Source organism: Flavobacterium sp. 103 (assembly GCF_003096795.1).
Lineage (GTDB): Bacteria > Bacteroidota > Bacteroidia > Flavobacteriales > Flavobacteriaceae > Flavobacterium.
Genome location: NZ_QENX01000001.1, coordinates 630,016 through 647,294 on the forward strand (window position 1 = coordinate 630,016; position 17,279 = coordinate 647,294).

Annotated in this window: 16 protein-coding genes; 10 read left to right on the forward strand and 6 right to left on the reverse strand. The window is 34.2% G+C overall.

Translation table 11 applies throughout. From position 1 onward, the window contains the following. Nucleotides 1-17: 17 nt before the first annotated feature. The 4 genes from C8C85_RS02560 (at nucleotide 18) to C8C85_RS02575 (ending at nucleotide 5,964) form a co-directional block, all read left to right on the forward strand. Nucleotides 18-1,289 carry a YaiO family outer membrane beta-barrel protein gene (locus C8C85_RS02560; protein WP_116795676.1) on the forward strand — a complete coding sequence of 424 codons (1,272 nt, stop codon included), beginning with the start codon at nucleotides 18-20 and terminating at the stop codon, nucleotides 1,287-1,289. Between the two features lie 70 nt (nucleotides 1,290-1,359). Further along, nucleotides 1,360-3,522 (forward strand): DUF4838 domain-containing protein, encoded by a 2,163-nt coding sequence (locus C8C85_RS02565; protein ID WP_243412032.1) that lies wholly within the window; start codon nucleotides 1,360-1,362, stop codon nucleotides 3,520-3,522. 477 nt (nucleotides 3,523-3,999) lie between these two features. Next, nucleotides 4,000-4,422, forward strand: a complete 423-nt coding sequence (locus C8C85_RS02570; RefSeq protein ID WP_116795677.1) for a response regulator transcription factor — start codon at nucleotides 4,000-4,002, stop codon at nucleotides 4,420-4,422. Nucleotides 4,423-4,614: 192 nt separating this feature from the next. Next, on the forward strand, nucleotides 4,615-5,964 hold the full coding sequence (locus C8C85_RS02575; RefSeq protein ID WP_116795678.1) for a DEAD/DEAH box helicase: 1,350 nt from the start codon (nucleotides 4,615-4,617) through the stop codon (nucleotides 5,962-5,964). Between the two features lie 123 nt (nucleotides 5,965-6,087). Here C8C85_RS02575 and C8C85_RS02580 read toward each other — a convergent pair whose 3' ends face one another. After that, nucleotides 6,088-7,197: a lactonase family protein gene (locus C8C85_RS02580; RefSeq protein WP_116795679.1), complete on the reverse strand. Its 1,110-nt coding sequence runs from the start codon at nucleotides 7,195-7,197 to the stop codon at nucleotides 6,088-6,090. Nucleotides 7,198-7,377: 180 nt separating this feature from the next. On the opposite strand from C8C85_RS02580, the gene C8C85_RS02585 reads away from it, so the two are divergent. The 4 genes from C8C85_RS02585 (at nucleotide 7,378) to C8C85_RS02600 (ending at nucleotide 11,741) form a co-directional block, all read left to right on the forward strand. Then, nucleotides 7,378-9,306: a vWA domain-containing protein gene (locus tag C8C85_RS02585; RefSeq protein WP_116795680.1), complete on the forward strand. Its 1,929-nt coding sequence runs from the start codon at nucleotides 7,378-7,380 to the stop codon at nucleotides 9,304-9,306. A gap of 132 nt (nucleotides 9,307-9,438) precedes the next feature. Further along, on the forward strand, nucleotides 9,439-10,692 hold the full coding sequence (locus C8C85_RS02590) for a dihydroorotase (RefSeq protein WP_116795681.1): 1,254 nt from the start codon (nucleotides 9,439-9,441) through the stop codon (nucleotides 10,690-10,692). Between the two features lie 9 nt (nucleotides 10,693-10,701). Beyond that, nucleotides 10,702-11,031 (forward strand): hypothetical protein, encoded by a 330-nt coding sequence (locus C8C85_RS02595; RefSeq protein WP_116795682.1) that lies wholly within the window; start codon nucleotides 10,702-10,704, stop codon nucleotides 11,029-11,031. A gap of 62 nt (nucleotides 11,032-11,093) precedes the next feature. Then, entirely contained in the window at nucleotides 11,094-11,741 is a 648-nt protein-coding gene (locus C8C85_RS02600; RefSeq protein WP_116795683.1) for an alpha/beta hydrolase, read from the forward strand. 72 nt (nucleotides 11,742-11,813) lie between these two features. On the opposite strand, the gene C8C85_RS02605 is transcribed toward C8C85_RS02600, so the two are convergent. Beyond that, nucleotides 11,814-12,314, reverse strand: a complete 501-nt coding sequence (locus C8C85_RS02605; RefSeq protein WP_116795684.1) for a hypothetical protein — start codon at nucleotides 12,312-12,314, stop codon at nucleotides 11,814-11,816. Nucleotides 12,315-12,326: 12 nt separating this feature from the next. Then, on the reverse strand, nucleotides 12,327-13,091 hold the full coding sequence (locus C8C85_RS02610) for an MBL fold metallo-hydrolase (protein ID WP_116798347.1): 765 nt from the start codon (nucleotides 13,089-13,091) through the stop codon (nucleotides 12,327-12,329). A gap of 99 nt (nucleotides 13,092-13,190) precedes the next feature. On the opposite strand from C8C85_RS02610, the gene C8C85_RS02615 reads away from it, so the two are divergent. Then, the gene (locus C8C85_RS02615; RefSeq protein WP_116795685.1) at nucleotides 13,191-14,651 is read left to right on the forward strand and encodes a TonB-dependent receptor; all 1,461 of its coding nucleotides are present in this window, start codon (nucleotides 13,191-13,193) and stop codon (nucleotides 14,649-14,651) included. 283 nt (nucleotides 14,652-14,934) lie between these two features. On the opposite strand, the gene bcp is transcribed toward C8C85_RS02615, so the two are convergent. Then, on the reverse strand, nucleotides 14,935-15,387 hold the full coding sequence (gene bcp / locus C8C85_RS02620; protein ID WP_116795686.1) for a thioredoxin-dependent thiol peroxidase: 453 nt from the start codon (nucleotides 15,385-15,387) through the stop codon (nucleotides 14,935-14,937). A 106-nt stretch (nucleotides 15,388-15,493) separates the two neighbouring features. On the opposite strand from bcp, the gene C8C85_RS02625 reads away from it, so the two are divergent. After that, a complete protein-coding gene (locus C8C85_RS02625; RefSeq protein WP_116798348.1) occupies nucleotides 15,494-16,144 on the forward strand; it encodes an endonuclease III domain-containing protein in 651 nt (216 codons plus the stop codon). Between the two features lie 108 nt (nucleotides 16,145-16,252). On the opposite strand, the gene C8C85_RS18400 is transcribed toward C8C85_RS02625, so the two are convergent. Both C8C85_RS18400 and C8C85_RS02630 read right to left on the reverse strand, forming a co-directional pair. Continuing rightward, nucleotides 16,253-16,396 (reverse strand): hypothetical protein, encoded by a 144-nt coding sequence (locus tag C8C85_RS18400; RefSeq protein ID WP_165818085.1) that lies wholly within the window; start codon nucleotides 16,394-16,396, stop codon nucleotides 16,253-16,255. 52 nt (nucleotides 16,397-16,448) lie between these two features. Next, nucleotides 16,449-17,033 carry an RNA polymerase sigma factor gene (locus C8C85_RS02630; RefSeq protein WP_116795687.1) on the reverse strand — a complete coding sequence of 195 codons (585 nt, stop codon included), beginning with the start codon at nucleotides 17,031-17,033 and terminating at the stop codon, nucleotides 16,449-16,451. Nucleotides 17,034-17,279: the final 246 nt, after the last annotated feature.

Consider the following 17,279-nt stretch of genomic DNA (forward strand, 5'->3'; position numbering starts at 1 on the left):
GTAAATTTTTAAAAGGTATGAAACATAAAAACTACATCAAAATCCTCTTTATTCTTTTTCTTGTATTGGGAATGGCGAAAAACAATGTCGTTTGGGCACAAAAAATAGATGTTGACAGTCTTTTGAATGTTGCCATAAAAGAAGTAAACAAAGACAAAAACTTTGAGTCGGCATTGAAGAAAACCCACTTGGGAATAAAACTGGCTCCCGATTATCTGGATTTTTATTTACTGACAGGCAGAATTTATCAATTGACAAATGTAAAAGACAGTGCTCAATATTATTATAATTATGTCATCGACAAAAATCCTGTTTATGAAGATGCCTTCACTTACCTAATCAATATGGATATCGAAGAAAAAAACTATTCGGATGCGGAGATAGTTGTCAATAAAGCCATTGCTGCACACCCAGGAAAAAAAGATTTTAGATACAAAAAACTCGCCATCTATGAATTGCAGGGAGAAAAAGAAAAAAGCGAAGCCTATTTAAAAGAAATGGAGGCTATGTATCCAAAAGATTCCGATTTCAAACTGCATTATTTCATTGCTGATAGCCGATTGAAATCGGATCGAATTGGAGTCAATTACAACTATACCACCTTTGACCGCTCCGGTTATGGCCCTTGGCATTACGGAAGTTTGCAATACATTAGGCAACGAAATTGGGGATCGGCCATTGCCAGAGTCAATTATTCCAATCGATACGCAGATGGACAAAGTGTAGTCAATGGTATTCAGTATGAAGCCGAAAGTTATCTTTTTACAAGCAAAAATAGCTACTCCTACATTGGAGCAGGTTATAGCAGCGATCCTGTATTTCCCAAATTAAGGCTCGGATATTCCTTTTTTCATAATTTCAATAAAGGATGGGAAGGTGATTTAGGCGTTCGCTACATTGATACCGAAGACACCAATTTTGCCACTGCAGTTGTTGGAGTTGGAAAATATTTGGGTTCCTATTGGCTCAATCTAAGGTCCTACTTTCAATTTGACAACAGCACCGTTTACCCAGCTTTTACCCTAACAAGTCGCTATTATTTCAATACCCGATTTGATTACCTTACAATAATTGCAGGTTACGGAACTTCACCAGATGAGCGAACTACCCTTGGACAAATAGAAGAACGTTTATCTCTTGATTCTTTTAGAATTGGAGGCGGTTATTATCGATTGTTTGGTGAGCATTTCGTAACAGGATTACAATTATCTGCAAACAATCAGGAATACACACCCGGCTTGAAACAAATCGAAACCGAGATTGCTTTGATGTTTCAATATCAATTTTAAAAAAATGATGTGCCAACAAGTTAAAATAATAGCCATCATTTTTATTTTGTTAGTAGCAAACTGTAAAATTATGGCCCAAAACTCACTTAATTTAACAAATACAAAAGGACAGGAAGTTTTTATACTTTCCACAAGTGATGCTACAAAAAATCCCGCAACGCTTTTAAAAACTTATTTAGACCAAGCCTTTGAAAATCCAATTCTTATACAAGTTGACAAAACAAAAAGTAATGGCAACTCAAAAATAATTCTCGAAATTGCTTCCAATAAAAACGCGACTCAAGAAAATTCTTTTGTCATCAAAAGCGACGAAAAAAATATTTATTTGATTGGTTCAAATGAAAAAACCTTAAGATACGCCGTTTATACTTTATTGGAAATTTGGGGATTTAGAAAATACACAGCAAACGATAGTTTCATTCCTAAGCTAAAACAAGTCTCCTTTCCTAAAAATTCAAATCAAATCTACAAACCGTCATTTGAATACCGCGCCTTATTTTATCCCGATTGTTATGATGAAGCTTTCAGGGAATGGCACAAACTGGACTGGCACATTGATGATTTTGGAATTTGGGGACATTCCTTTTATAAATTACTTAGTGCAAAAACGTATTTCAAAACCAATCCCGAATTTTTTGCGTACTACGAAGGAGAACGAAACAGTGAGTCATTGTGCATGTCCAATGATACTGTGGTCGAAATTGTCACCAAAAAAATGAGTGAAATAATTGCTCAAAATCCCAATGCAAGCTTTTTTTCGGTTAGCCAAAATGACGATGTCGTTTATTGTGAATGTACCAGATGCAAAACTCTGAATGAAAAATATGGAGGCCCGCAAGGCTCGTTTTATTATTTTCTGAATAAAATTGCATCCCAATTTCCTAAAACCCAAATCACCACATTAGCTTACCTCCACACCTATCGCGCTCCTGTAAATCTAAAAATTGAACCCAATATTTACACCCTATTCTGCCCAATTGAGTTGAATCGCGGAAAGGCCATTTCAGAAATACCAAACAATGCTGCCTTTTTGGATATCCTCAAAAATTGGAGCACCACATCCCCACATTTGTACTTATGGGACTATACCGTTGAATTTACAAACTACCTCTCCCCGTTTCCTAATTTTCAAACCTTTTCGAAGAACTACAAACTCTTCGAACAGAATCAGGTCAAGGGCCTTTTTGTACAAGGATATGCAGATGTCCCTGGGGATTTATACGAATTAAGACAATATCTTTTGGCTAAAATAATTTGGGATACCCAAACCGATGTTGAAGCAGTTACCAATGATTTCCTGAATGGTTTTTATGGAAACGCGGCTCCATTTGTTAAAAAATACATCGATTTACTTACCCAATATCAAGAAAAAATAGACCGCTATCTAGACATTTATTCAGATCCTATCCAAAACAGAAATACCTTTCTTACTCCTGAAGCCATGGATCAATACGATCAAATTATAAGTCAAGCAGAAAAGATTTCACTTGATAATCCAATAATAGCAAAGCGTGTTTTGAAATTGAGGATGTCCTTAGAATATGTATATTTTGAACAAGCCAAATTTTATGGCAAAGACAAGCACGGAATGTTTGCGGGCAAAAACAAAGAAGACCAAGGAAAACAACTCAGAGAACGAGTACTGAACTTTTCAAAAAACTGTAATGACTTTGGAATTTATGAACTAAGTGAAGGTGGTCTAACTCCCGATCAATACTATCAAGAATGGCTGGCTATAGAAAAAAACACCTGCAACCATTTGGGAGAAAAATACGAAGTTCGATTTTTGACTCCGCCAGCCGATGAAAACAAAGGCAAAGGAACTTATGGATTGGTTGACGGTGTTCGCGGATACAAAAATCCTGCTATTAACTGGATTGGCTGGTACGGCACTAATCCCGAAATTGAAATTACTACCCGAAAATTAAATTTCAATACCATCCGAATCAATTCCTTGAATGATCAAAGACATTGGATTTTTACACCCAAAAAAATCAGTATCTACGGGCTCAAAAAGAACAAATGGCAACTTATCACCCAGCAGAAAAGCGAGGAATTATCAGAAAGTTTAGAAGTTACCATAAAACCTTGGGAATTTAAGTCGGATAACTTTAACCGATACGATGTTCTAAAAATTGAAGTCGAAAATCTAAAAGAATTACCCATTTGGAGAAAGCGAAAAAACAAAAAGCCAATGGTAATGATTGATGAAATTGAGTTGTATAATAAATAATGCCACCCTAAATTCTATCATACTTTTTTCTTTTTCAGCTGATGGCAAAAAGACCAAATACTAAACCTTAGCCCCGATTGCTTCGCCAGTTCGCTTCGCTCATATGAAGTGAAAATCCTCCCGTTTTTTTCGGGAGATTGTAACGGAAAGCGGGACGATATTAACAAAAAAGCCTAATCATTCTGCTCCAAATTAACATTCTATAATTCTTCTTAGTTTACAAACACTTATATATTTTCAATGATGCTTCTTCAATCATTGGGCGACTTCTTTATCCTAACTCAATCATTACTAGATAAATAAAATTGGGAACAATTTAAGACTCTTTATCAAAACTTTAAGAGGTTTAAAAACAGCAAATAAATGTTTGGCATAGTTGTTGTAAATACAGAACAAATGCATTTCAACAGATTTATTTGCATTTTATGGATTTTTAAAATCTATAAACTCCTAAGGGAATGATTAAAAGATAAAAACATGAACAATTCAGATTTAAAAATATTGATTGCAGAGGATGATGTATTGATGATAAAAATCCTCGAGTTCATTCTTAAAAAAGAAGGATACCAAGTAACATCATGTAAAGATGGTTTGAGTGCTATAGAAAAAATTCCTGTACTTATACCTGACTTGATTATTACTGATATTATGCTTCCTTTTCGTTCTGGCCTTGAAATAATAGGATATTCTAAGGAAACCTTTGAAAACATTCCTGTTATTGTGGTTTCATCATTGGGTGAAGAAGAAGGGACAGTCATTGAGGCTTTTAATTTAGGAGCTGATGATTTTGTATCTAAGCCTTTTAATCCAAATGAATTATTGCTTCGAGTAAAACGTTTATTTGCAAAAAAGAATTACAGCATAAAACCAAAAGAAGTGGAAGTGAGCATTAGTGCTTAAAACCATTTGTTTTGGTTGTTTTCCTAAACCTCTGATTATTATTTCCCCAAGTAATTTTTAGAGGTTTTATCATTATAGCCATTTACACCTATTCAAAATGCATCTGTCCATTCCGTAAATAAAGCCAAAGTTAGCCTGACCTTTCTTTCCTTAGTTTCAAAAAACCTATCTTTGCACAAAATTAAAACAATAATGAGTACTTTCGAACAATTCAATCTCCCTAAATCAGTACAAAAAGCAATAGCCGATTTAGGTTTTACATCCCCAACTCCTATTCAGGAAAAAACTTTTTCTGTGATAATGTCTGGCCGTGATATGATGGGAATTGCGCAAACAGGTACTGGTAAAACATTTGCCTATTTATTGCCTTTATTAAAATTATACAAATTTACTCCAGGTCATACTCCAAAAATAGTAATCCTTGTTCCAACTCGTGAACTAGTAGTTCAGGTGGTAGAAGAAGTCGAAAAATTGACCAAATACATGTCGGTTCGTACTATTGGAATTTTTGGTGGGGTAAATATCAATACTCAAAAAACATTGGTTTATCAAGGATGTGATATACTTGTGGGAACTCCAGGGCGAATTATGGATTTAACGTTGGATAACGTTATTCGTTTTGAAGAAATGCAAAAATTGGTTATTGATGAGTTTGACGAAATGTTGAATTTAGGTTTCCGCACCCAGTTGACGGCTATTTTGGCTATGATGCCAAAAAAACGTCAAAACATATTATTCTCGGCGACAATGACCGATGAAGTAGATGCAATTTTGAATGATTATTTTGATTATCCAGAAGAGGTTACACTTTCAGCATCTGGAACACCGCTTGAAAACATTACACAAATTACATATCAAGTTCCAAATTTCAATACCAAGATTAATCTTTTAAAACACTTATTAGAAACCAATGAAGACATGAGTCGTGTTTTGGTTTTTGTAAATAACAAAAAGATTTCCGATATGGTTCATCAACGTATTGAGGAAGATTTTGAAGGTCAGTTTGGTGTAATCCACTCCAATAAATCTCAAAATTACCGTTTGAGCACGATGGCTGAATTCCAAGAAGGAAATCTTCGAGGATTAATCACTACCGATATTATGGCGAGAGGTTTGGATATTTCGAATATTACCCATGTAATCAACTTTGAAATGCCCGAATTACCAGAATTGTACATGCACCGTATTGGTAGAACGGGTCGTGCCGATGCTACTGGAACTGCTATAAGTCTAATTACTCCTCGTGAAGAAGAGTCAAAAGTGGCCATTGAAATTTTGATGAACACCGAATTAGCCGTTGAAACTTTCCCAGAAGAAGTTGAAGTTTCATCCAAATTAATCGAACCTGAAAAAGACAGGCAACCTATTAAGTTTTTGATGAAAAAACAAAAACTGGAAGGCGATGGCGCTTTTCAAGAGAAAAGTAAAAAGAATAAAAAAGTCAATTTGGGAGGACCTGGTGTAACCAAGAAAAAAACGCATGGTTCAGTAAATAGAAACATGTTGAAAACAAGAGATAAAAAGAGAAAAGACAAAAAATAGTAGGCAGAATTAAGTTATTAGTCTTCAGTTAAACAAATGGTCCATAGCTAAAACTATGGACCATTTGTTTTTATAAAAATAGAAGTTACCGAATAATAAAAAACCGAATACTAAACATTTTTGTTACTTTGCAAACACCAAACAAACAGGGGAACACAAATCAAATCTTTTCTTTGTATCTGTCAGCGTTCCTTTTCTTTTGTTTATTTTAAAAATCACTATATCATTTGTATATTGATGCGCTACCAAAAGAAACTTGCCTGTTGGATCAATCGCAAAATTTCTCGGGCCTTTGCCTAAAGTGCTTACTTGCCCTTTTGATTTTAATTTTCCTTTTCCAGAAATTTTAAAAATCGAAATTGTATTGGCGTCACCTCTATTTGAAGCATACAGGAATTTTCCATTTGGAGAAACATGAACATCAGCTGAGCTAAAAGTACCTTTATAATCATTGGCCAAAATGGTGGTTTCACCGATTTGCGTTAATTTTCCGTCTGCATAACTAAAAGTTGTCAATGAACCATCCAATTCTTGCAATAAGTAAACATATTTTCCTTTTTTGCTAAATGTCAAATGTCTTGGTCCACTTCCCGCTTTTACCAAAACACTGTCTTTTAAACTTAAAATATCAGCAGTCGCAGTTGGGTTATAATTGTATATATAGATTTTATCGGTTCCTAAATCATTACTTAAAACATATTTTTTATCCGGCGAAAAATAAACCATGTGAACGTGTGGCTTTTCTTGTCTTTCGGCATTCACACCTTTACCATAATGTTGAATAACTTGTTTCGCTTCTGTCAAACTACCGTCTTCGTTTTTACCAAAAACAGAAATATTCCCACCTGAATAATTCGCAACTATCACATTTTTATCATCGTTGATAAGATAACAAGGGTCAGCTCCTTTGGAACTTACAGTATTTATTGAACTCGGTTTCCCGCTTACTGCATCAAATGCAAAAGAACTTACGGTACTTGCTGCTCCATTTTCATTTACGGCATAAATAAATTTTTCATCCTTGGAAAGCGATAAATAACTTGGATTAACGATACTGTCTGATGATTTTTTTAATCTTATTTGAGCATTATTTGTATCAAATTCATACACATAAATACCTCTGCTATAACATGGATTGGTATAGGTGCCTACAAGAAGATTGACTTTGTTTTTTTGAGCCAACATTGGGCCTAAAGAAAAAATTAATAAAAGAAATAGGTAAACTTTTTTCATATTTTATAGTTTTCAGAATAGCTAAAATACTTATTTTCTTTCAGAATTACCCTATTTGCTTCCTATTTTGAAAAATAATAACAACATCATGAGAAACTGTCAACAAATTTGTATTTTTGAAACACAAAATCTTACGAACTTCATTGTCATAAAACCCTGTGAAGCAAACAAAAACTTAGAATGCACTTTAAACAACCCGAAATTCTATACTTTCTATTTCTGCTGATTGTTCCAATTTTGGTACATTTATTTCAATTAAGACGTTTCAAAAAAGAATATTTCACTAATGTCCGGTTTCTAAAAGCACTTTCGATTCAAACCCGAAAAAGTTCCAAAATAAAAAAATGGTTGCTTTTGACCTGCAGAATCCTTTTACTCACCTGCATTATTCTTGCCTTTGCCCAACCATTTTTCGAATCCAAAGACAGCAAAAATGCCAGCAATGAAATGTATATAGTCTTGGATAATTCCTTCAGTATGCAAGCCAAAGGAAAAAAAGGGGAATTACTTAAACGTGCCATTCAGGAACTGCTTGAAGAAACTCCGGAAAATGCCAATTTTTCTTTGTTGACCAATACTGATAATTACTGGAATACCGATATTAAAACCATTCGAGGTGAATTGCAAAACTTGAAATACAGTGCGACTCCTTTTCAATTGGATAATATTATAGCTAAAATAAAAGCGCATAAATCGGCTTTCAAGAAAGACATTGTCGTCATAACTGATGCGGTGGGCCTAAATCAAAATCAATTAAAAAATATTGACACCGAAAACATTCCGTATTTTATTATTCCAAAAGCGGAGCAAAAAAATAATGTGGCCATCGACAGTGTTTTTATTCGTCAAACTCTGGATGATTTTTATGAATTAAGCATCAACACGACAAATTACAGTTCCGATTTCAAACCCGTTCCCGTTGCTTTGTACAATCAAAACAAACTGATTGCCAAAACCATCATTAATTTCAGGAACAAAAAGGAAACCATAAATTTCACTATTCCCAAACAAACTTTTCATGGTTATGTTTCCATAGAAGACAATGATTTGGCATACGACAATAGATTGTTTTTTAGCATTTCAAAAATCAAAAAGACAAACATCATCAGTATAGGAGCACCTGAAAAAAACAATTTCTTAGCCCGAATTTATACTAATGATGAATTCAATTATAGTTCTTTTACGTTAAACACTTTGGACTACAATAGTATCGACAAGCAAGATGCCATCGTATTGAATGAATTGGATGAAATTCCGCAAGCCTTGCAAACCACTTTAAAAGCGTTTGTGAATAAAGGCGGAAATCTGATTATAATTCCGTCTGAAACAGGTTCAATTCCCAATTTAAATGCGTTATTGAATCAGTTTGGCGCCACTCAATTCCAATCATTGGGATCGAATGAAAAACTGATTACCAAAATCAACTTCAGCCATCCGTTGTTTGCTGGCGTTTTTGAAAACAAAACCAATAATTTTCAATATCCAAAAACCAAAAAAGATTTCGCCATTTCTACCACAAGTCCTGCGGTTTTAAATTTTGAGGATCAATCGCCTTTTTTGATAGGACTTCGAAATGCCGTTTCATCGGTTTATGTTTTTTCGGCACCGATAAATATTCTGAATTCCAATTTCCAACAATCGCCTTTGATTGTTCCTGTATTTTACAAAATGGCTTTAAGTAAGCTAAATAATGGTATAAATGCCAACACTATTGGTAATAACAGTTCTTATATTGTTTCAGTACTTTTATCCAAAGATGAAATTCTGACCGTAAAAAATTCGGAAGAACAATTTATCCCAGTACAACAACTGCTGAATAATAAAGTGCAATTATTCTTTAATGATTACCCAGAAAAAGCAGGCAATTACACGATATATGATTCTAAAAAAGCAATAGAAAACATCAGCTTTAATTACCCAAGAACCGAAAGCAATCTGGATCAAGTCAACGAAAGCATATTATCCGATTATAAAACAAGTGATTCCATTTCAACCATTTTTGATACGCTACAAACCAACCGAAGCGACAATCAAATTTGGAAATGGTTTATTATCTTTGCACTGTTATTTTTAGCATTAGAAATGGCAATTATCAAATTTGTGAAATAATTTTTTTTTACCATTAAGAAATTAAGAATATTAAGTTTTCCCTTTATTGACTTAATTTCTTAATGGTTCAAGAAAATTAAGTTTTAATGTTATCAGCATTTTTTTGTTTCAATTAAAGTAAATTATCTACACATGAAAATAATCATCCGAGGCGCCAAAATTATCGATCCGAAAAGTCCTTTTCACAATCAGACTGCAGATCTTTTAATTGTAGATGGTTTTATAAAAAAAATAGGAACGGCACTTCCAAATACCGATAATGGCCAAGAACTAAAGCTAGACAATCTTCACCTTTCACAAGGATGGTTTGACAGTAGTGTTTCCCTTGGTGAGCCTGGATTTGAAGATAGAGAAACTATCGCAAACGGACTGGATGTTGCAGCCAAAAGCGGTTTTACTGGTATTGCATTACAACCCAATTCTTACCCAGTGATAGACAATCAAGCTCAAGTGAATTTCGTAAAAAACAAAGCCAATGGTTTTGCCACGCAACTCTTTCCAATTGGAGCTTTAACCAAAGAAAGCGAAGGTAAAGACATGGCCGAATTGTATGATATGAAAAATTCGGGTGCTGTTGCCTTTGGCGATTACACCAAAAGTTTAGACAATGCCAATTTGCTAAAAATAGCATTGCAATACGTACAGGATTTTGACGGATTGGTTATTGCTTTTGCTCAAGACGACAAAATAAAAGGAAACGGTGTTGCCAATGAAGGAGTTGTTTCTACTCGATTGGGACTGAAAGGCATTCCAGACTTAGCTGAAGAACTACAAATTGTAAGAAATTTATTTTTATTGGAATACACAGGGGGCAAAATGCATGTCCCAACCATTTCCTCAGCAAAATCAGTACAATTAATTAAAGATGCTAAAGCAAAAGGACTAAACGTTACTTGTAGCGTAGCCGTTCACCATTTGGTATTGACCGATGAAAAACTGGAAGGATTTGACACAAGATATAAAGTAACTCCACCATTGAAAACTGAAAACGACAGACAAGCTTTAATTAATGGAGTTTTAGACGGAACTATCGATATAATCACATCCGATCACAATCCAGTCGACATCGAACACAAAAAAATGGAGTTTGATATGGCCAAAAACGGAACTATTGGTTTAGAAAGTGCTTTTGGCGCTTTGATGACTGTACTTCCATTAGAAACGATAATCGAAAAATTCACCTCTGGAAAAGCGATTTTCAGTATTCCAAACAACAGCATCAGTGAAGGTGAAATAGCCAATATCACTTTATTCAATCCGGAAGGCATAAGCATATTCACAAAAGAAAACATACTTTCAAAATCCAAGAATTCAGCATTTCTAGGCACCACTCTAAAAGGTAAAGCCTATGGGATTCTGAACCAAGGAAAATTAATCTTAGGATAACCAAATAGCATGAACAACAATATTGAAGCTGGAAAAACAGCAGCCATTACCAGTTATATTTTAGGAATTGGCGTATTTATAGCCATGTCAATGAATAGTGGTGAAGACAAAAACGAATTTGCTTCTTTCCATATTCGACAAGGACTAGGACTTACCCTTACTTTTATTTCTTTAGGGTTAATAATTAGCAATTTTGACAGTCTGATGATTTCTGCACCTATGTGGATTTTCGTTTCTGTTTTGTGGACTTATGGTATTTTCAGCGCCATAAAAGGTGAAACAAAACCAGTTCCATTACTTGGAGAGTTCTTTCAGAAATGGCTTAAAAGCATTTCTTGATTTAAGATTTTAGCTTGCTGATTAACGATTTTAGATTGAAACCAACAACTGATAACTGATTTATGAATCTATCCTTAGAATATAAAATAAGAGAACCGAAAGTGATTCTCGACAAAAATCCATTATTACTATTGCTTCACGGATATGGCAGTAACGAAGCAGATTTATTTTCGTTTGCAAGTGAATTACAAAACGAATATTATATTATCTCTGCTCGCGCACCTTATGATCTTCAATATGGAAGTTATGCTTGGTATGCCATTAATTTTGATGCTGACCAAAATAAATTTTCAGATAACGATCAAGCCCGTACTTCAAGAGATATAATTGCCAATTTTATTGATGAATTGGTTGCGAATTATCCTATTGATACCAATGATGTAAATCTAATTGGTTTCAGCCAGGGTTCCATTTTGAGCTATGCAGTGGCACTTTCGTATCCGGAAAAAGTGAACAAGGTGGTAGCGATGAGCGGTTATGTCAATTTAGAAATTGTTTCCGAAGATTACTTAAAAAACGACTTAAGCAAACTAAAAATATTTGCATCCCACGGAACAGTAGATCAAGTAATTCCCGTGGATTGGGCTAGAAAAACACCTGCACTTTTAGAGAAATTAGGCGTGGCAATCACCTACAAAGAATATCCTGTAGGCCATGGAGTTGCCCCACAAAACTTTTATGATTTCAAGAATTGGCTAGTTGAGAATTAGCATTCAGTCATCAGTTTTTTAGTAATCAGTTACCAACTGAACACTAAAAAACTGACCACGCATACTAACTTTTTACTTTTGGTATAAAAAAGACTGATTTACTTCAAAAGAAACGCTTTCGTCCTCGTTGATAAAATACTTCAACAATACTTCACCCCAATATTCTCCATCGCTGAAATCAGCAATTATCCAACGGTGGTTCAACACTTTTACTTTATTAATCGAAAACTTAGTGCCTCCCAATTGTACTTGTCCAGTATAAGGATTCCCTTTTGGATTGGCATTCAAATCCAATAGCTGTCCCGTCACGTAAGGAATTAAGGTCTCAAAATTTCTGATTTTATCCGACTTGGCCGATTCAAAATAATTTTGGGCATTTTCATTCTTTTCCAATGAAAAATAATTGGCATCAGACAATTTATTGGTAACAGACTGTAAACTATCTTTTAACTTGGTTGTGGTTTTTTTATATTTTTCCTGCTCAAAAGTTACCTCCTTGCTTAAATACATATAGGTATAAATATTAAAAACTAAAGACAAAATTAAAGCGTAAAGGAGTAATGATTTTTTCATCAGTAAACAGAATTAAATAGTAATTTCTAAATTATCATAAGCCAAGAAAACATTATCTGGCAATCTTTTTTGAACGACTTCATGAAAACCGAGCATATGACTGATATGCGTAAGATATGCTTTTTCAGGTTTCAGCAAAGCTATAAAATCGAGGGCTTCCTGCAAATTAAAATGTGTATTATGAGGCTCCTCACGTAAAGCATTTACCACCAATACCTTGAGACCTCTCAACTTATCTATTTCTGCTTCTTCAATAGTCTTCACATCCGTTAAATAGGCAAAATCATCAATTCGAAATCCAAAAACCTGAAGACTACCATGCATTACAGTTATTGGAATTGCCAGCTTGTTACCAATAGGAAAAGGAACATTATTAAATATTTCAATTCTTTTTACAGAGGGAGATCCAGGATATTTATTTACTGTTTCAAATATGTAATCAAATCGTTTCTCGATATTAACGAGCACCCGTTTATGGGCATAAATAGGAATCTCTCCCTGCTTAAAATTGAAGGGGCGGATATCATCCAAACCAGCTGTATGATCAGCATGCTCATGCGTAAAAAGAATACCATCTAATTTCCTGCAATTGGACGCCAACATTTGTTGCCTAAAATCGGGTCCGCAATCGATAACGTACGAATGGTCTTCCCACGAGATCCACGCCGAAACCCGGAGTCTTTTATCCTTAAAATCAGTGCTTTTACAAACTTCATGATCACTTCCAATAATTGGAATTCCTTGAGACGTACCTGTACCTAAAAAATATACCTTCAATTGCGTTGTTTTTTTTACAAAAATAGGATTAATTTCTCTTTCATTAGAAGCCGAATTAGTTAACTTTGTAACATAATTGCCCAAATTAAACAAAAAAAAATGGAAGCCAAAATAAAACTAAAAGGAGACAAAGTTATTGAGCAAATTCCTTCTTTAAAGGATAAAGCACTTCGTATCAATTTGAATGAAAACATATACGGAACTTTTGCTGAAATTGGAGCTGGTCAAGAAACAGTAAGACATTTTTTTAGATCAGGTGGATCATCAGGAACAATCGCAAAAGCAATGTCAGCTTACGATAAAGACTTTAGTGATGCGGTTTATGGGGTTGAGGAAGACGGTCGTTATGTAACCGAAAGCAGACTTAAAAAAATGCTTACTTTTGAAAGTGAATTGATTGAAGAAAGATTGAGCAGAACCAAACATCCCAACAAAATGTTTTTCAGTTATGCTAATACAGTTGCTACAATAGATTTTGCAAAACAATTTAAAGGCCATGGTTGGGTAGGAATTCGATACCAACTGGATCCAACCGAAGACTACAACGAAATTATCATCCACATCCGTTTCAAAGAAACCGATTCCAGATTACAGCAAGAAACATTAGGTGTATTGGGAGTAAATCTAATTTATGGTGCCTTCTATAAATACAATGACCCTAAAAAATTACTAAGATACTTATACGATCACTTGGACAAAGACCAACTGGAGATTGACACCATCAATTTCTCAGGTCCCCGTTTTGCTGATGTAGACAATCGATTGATGAGTTTACAATTAGTAAAAAATGGCATGACCGATGCGGTAATGTTCAATCCTGAAGGCATAAACGTTTTGCCGGCCGCTATACTGTACAAGAAAAACATTCTCGCTTTTAGAGGAAGTTTCCGTCCGGTTACCAAGGTAAATATGGATATGTACAAAGAGTCTTTAAAAATGTTTTTGGAAGAAAACAAAGTTGAGAAAGAAAACACCTTGGTGATTTTCGAAATTACATTGTCAAATTTACGTTCTGATGGTGAAATTGACGAAAGAGACTTTATGGATCGTGCCGAATTACTTTGCTCTTTGGGACAAACCGTAATGATATCCAATTTCCAGGAATATTATAAAGTTGTCGAATATTTTTCTAATTACACCAAAGCCAGAATGGGGCTTGCAATGGGAGTCAACAACTTAGTGGATATTTTTGACGAGAAATATTACCGTCATTTGAGCGGAGGAATACTGGAAGCCTTTGGAAAATTATTTTATCGCGATATGAAAGTATTTCTATATCCTATGTTAGGTGAAGAAGGCGAAATCATAACTTCCAAAAACCTAAAAGTTCATCCTAGAATGAAAGAATTATACAAATTTTTCAAATTCAATGGGAAAGTGGTTGACATCGAAGGTTACAATCCTGAGATATTAGAAGTATTTTCTCGTGAAGTATTAAAAATGATTGGTGCAGGAAAACCAGGCTGGGAAGAAATGTTACCTACAGGAGTACCTGAAATCATTAAAGAAAAACGTCTTTTCGGATATCATCCCAATTCGCTTTTAGAAGCCAGTAATTAAGATTTCATTATTCAAAAGAGAAATAACTTTATTAAAAAATCCAAGAAAGACTGATTGTTTTTCTTGGATTTTTTTTGGGTTCAAAGGGAATTTTAATTCCCTTAATGTATAATTTGGGCGTGCCACCATAAGGAAAAGGAGGCAACTCATAGAATCGCTCATTCGCCCCCTTTCCCTACCGCTGTCGTGCTGTCCGCGTTACAAGGTAACTTGCTCCCATCACTCACGCAGTCACAAGAAATTTTGACAAAACGACAACTTTTGATATTTAAAAAAATTACTATTACCCCAATATCTGATCAGCATGAGCTTTGGTTTTCACTTCCGAAATTACTTCGTCAATGATTCCGTTTTCATCAATTACAAAGGTAGTTCTATGAATCCCATCATATTCTCTTCCCATAAACTTTTTAGGGCCCCAAACCCCAAAGGCATTGATTACAGACTTATCCTCATCTGCCAATAGCGGAAAAGGAAATTCGTATTTATCTCTGAATTTGGCTTGTGCCTTTGCACTATCCGCACTTACACCCAAAAGCGCATAATTATTGGCTTGAAAACGCTCGAAATTATCTCTTAAATCACAAGCCTCAGTAGTGCAACCCGGTGTGGAAGCTTTTGGATAAAAGAAAACCACTAACTTTTTTCCTGCATAATCAGCTAATTGATGTGATTTGCCATCTTGGTCTACTCCTGAAAATTGAGGTGCTTTATCTCCTTTTTTTAATGTAGTCATGTTTTATAATTTTAGATTATAGAATATAGATTTCTCATTGCCATTGAATTTTGCTATTGTCATTACAATTGAAATTTCTTTTCTTTACAATTCAAATCTAATCAAAATGACCAAACAGGAACGCGTAACATTTGTTATAAATACGTTAAATGAACTATATCCTACTATTCCAATTCCTCTAGACCATAAAGACCCATATACTTTGCTGATTGCGGTTTTACTTTCCGCCCAATGTACGGATGTGCGCGTGAATCAAATTACACCTTTACTTTTTGCCAAAGCAGACAATCCCTATGATATGGTTAAAATGTCGGTGGAAGAAATTAAGGAAATTATTCGTCCTTGCGGATTATCACCGATGAAATCTAAAGGAATTCATGGTTTGTCTCAAATTTTGATTGAGAAACACAATGGACAAGTACCGCAAAGTTTTGAATATTTGGAAGAATTGCCAGCTGTAGGGCATAAAACCGCCAGTGTGGTAATGTCTCAGGCCTTTGGAGTACCTGCTTTTCCAGTTGATACACATATCCATCGATTGATGTACCGATGGAATTTGACAAATGGAAAAAATGTAGTTCAAACTGAAAAAGATGCCAAACGCATTTTCCCGGAAGAATTATGGAATGATCTTCACCTTCAAATTATTTGGTACGGACGTGAGTATTCGCCTGCTAGAGGCTGGAATTTAGAGAAAGATATTATCACTAAAACGATCGGACGAAAATCAGTTTTGAGCGAATTTACCAAAAAGTAAAAAGGTCATAAATAATAAATTTCACTAATCTCATAAAAAGAAATTAGTGAAATTTGTTATTCAAGCCAGCATTGTGAAACTTGAATTATCTTCTTATCAATAAGTCGATTAATTGGCTATAATTTCAAAAACCTTACCCTCTATTTTCACTATTTTTAATGCTTTAGAGTAATTTAATAATAAAGATACCACCTCTTTATCCGGTTTCATTTTTTTAGAAATTTTTAATGCTTTAGAGTAATTCTTTTCCATATGAAGTATAAATTTTATTTTATATAACAACGGGAGAATTATCTATTTATTGTCAATTTGTCAAAACAATTTGATGTTTATCTATAATTTTTCTCAAATTCATTATGGCATATCGCATTCTACCCAAGGCAGTATTGATACTCACTCCAGTAGTTTCAGAAATTTCTTTAAAACTCATATCTTGATACATGCGCATCATCAAAACTTCTTTTTGATCCAGAGGGAGCTCTTCAACTAATCTACGAATATCAACTTCAACTTGATCGGCAATAATTTGGTTTTCAACCGTAAGGGAATCATCAGACATTATAGAAAAAATTGAAAAATCTTCAGTTTCTCTGAAGAGCGGCATTTTTTTTGATTTTCTATAAAAATCAATTATTAAATTGTGTGCAATTCTCATTATCCAAGGTAAGAACTTACCTTCTTCGTTATAAGACTGTGTTTTCAAAGTTTTAATAACTTTGATGAAAGTATCTTGAAAGATGTCATTTGAAACCTCTCTATCGGCTACTTTAGAATAGATAAATCCATAAATTTTAGATTCATGTCTTTTGATTAATATAGCCAAGGCACTTTCGTCGCCAGCCATATAATCCTTTACTAGTAAAGCATCTGATTTTTGTAAATTTGCCATAGCAATTCCTTTTTAGATTAGTTAGTTTTTGGGGAATCTTCTAAAAAGTAGTTCTATACTATAGGCTTAAGGAGGTTATTTAGGTTAATTATTTGTCAAATTTAACAAATAATTATCAAAAGTAGCAAGAAAAAAATCAATAAATGTTATTTTTTCCATTTTAAATCAATTCATACAAGGCAATTATAACCTGATATCAAAACAATAAACCTCTGCAATACATCGTTATACAAGGCATATTCGAAA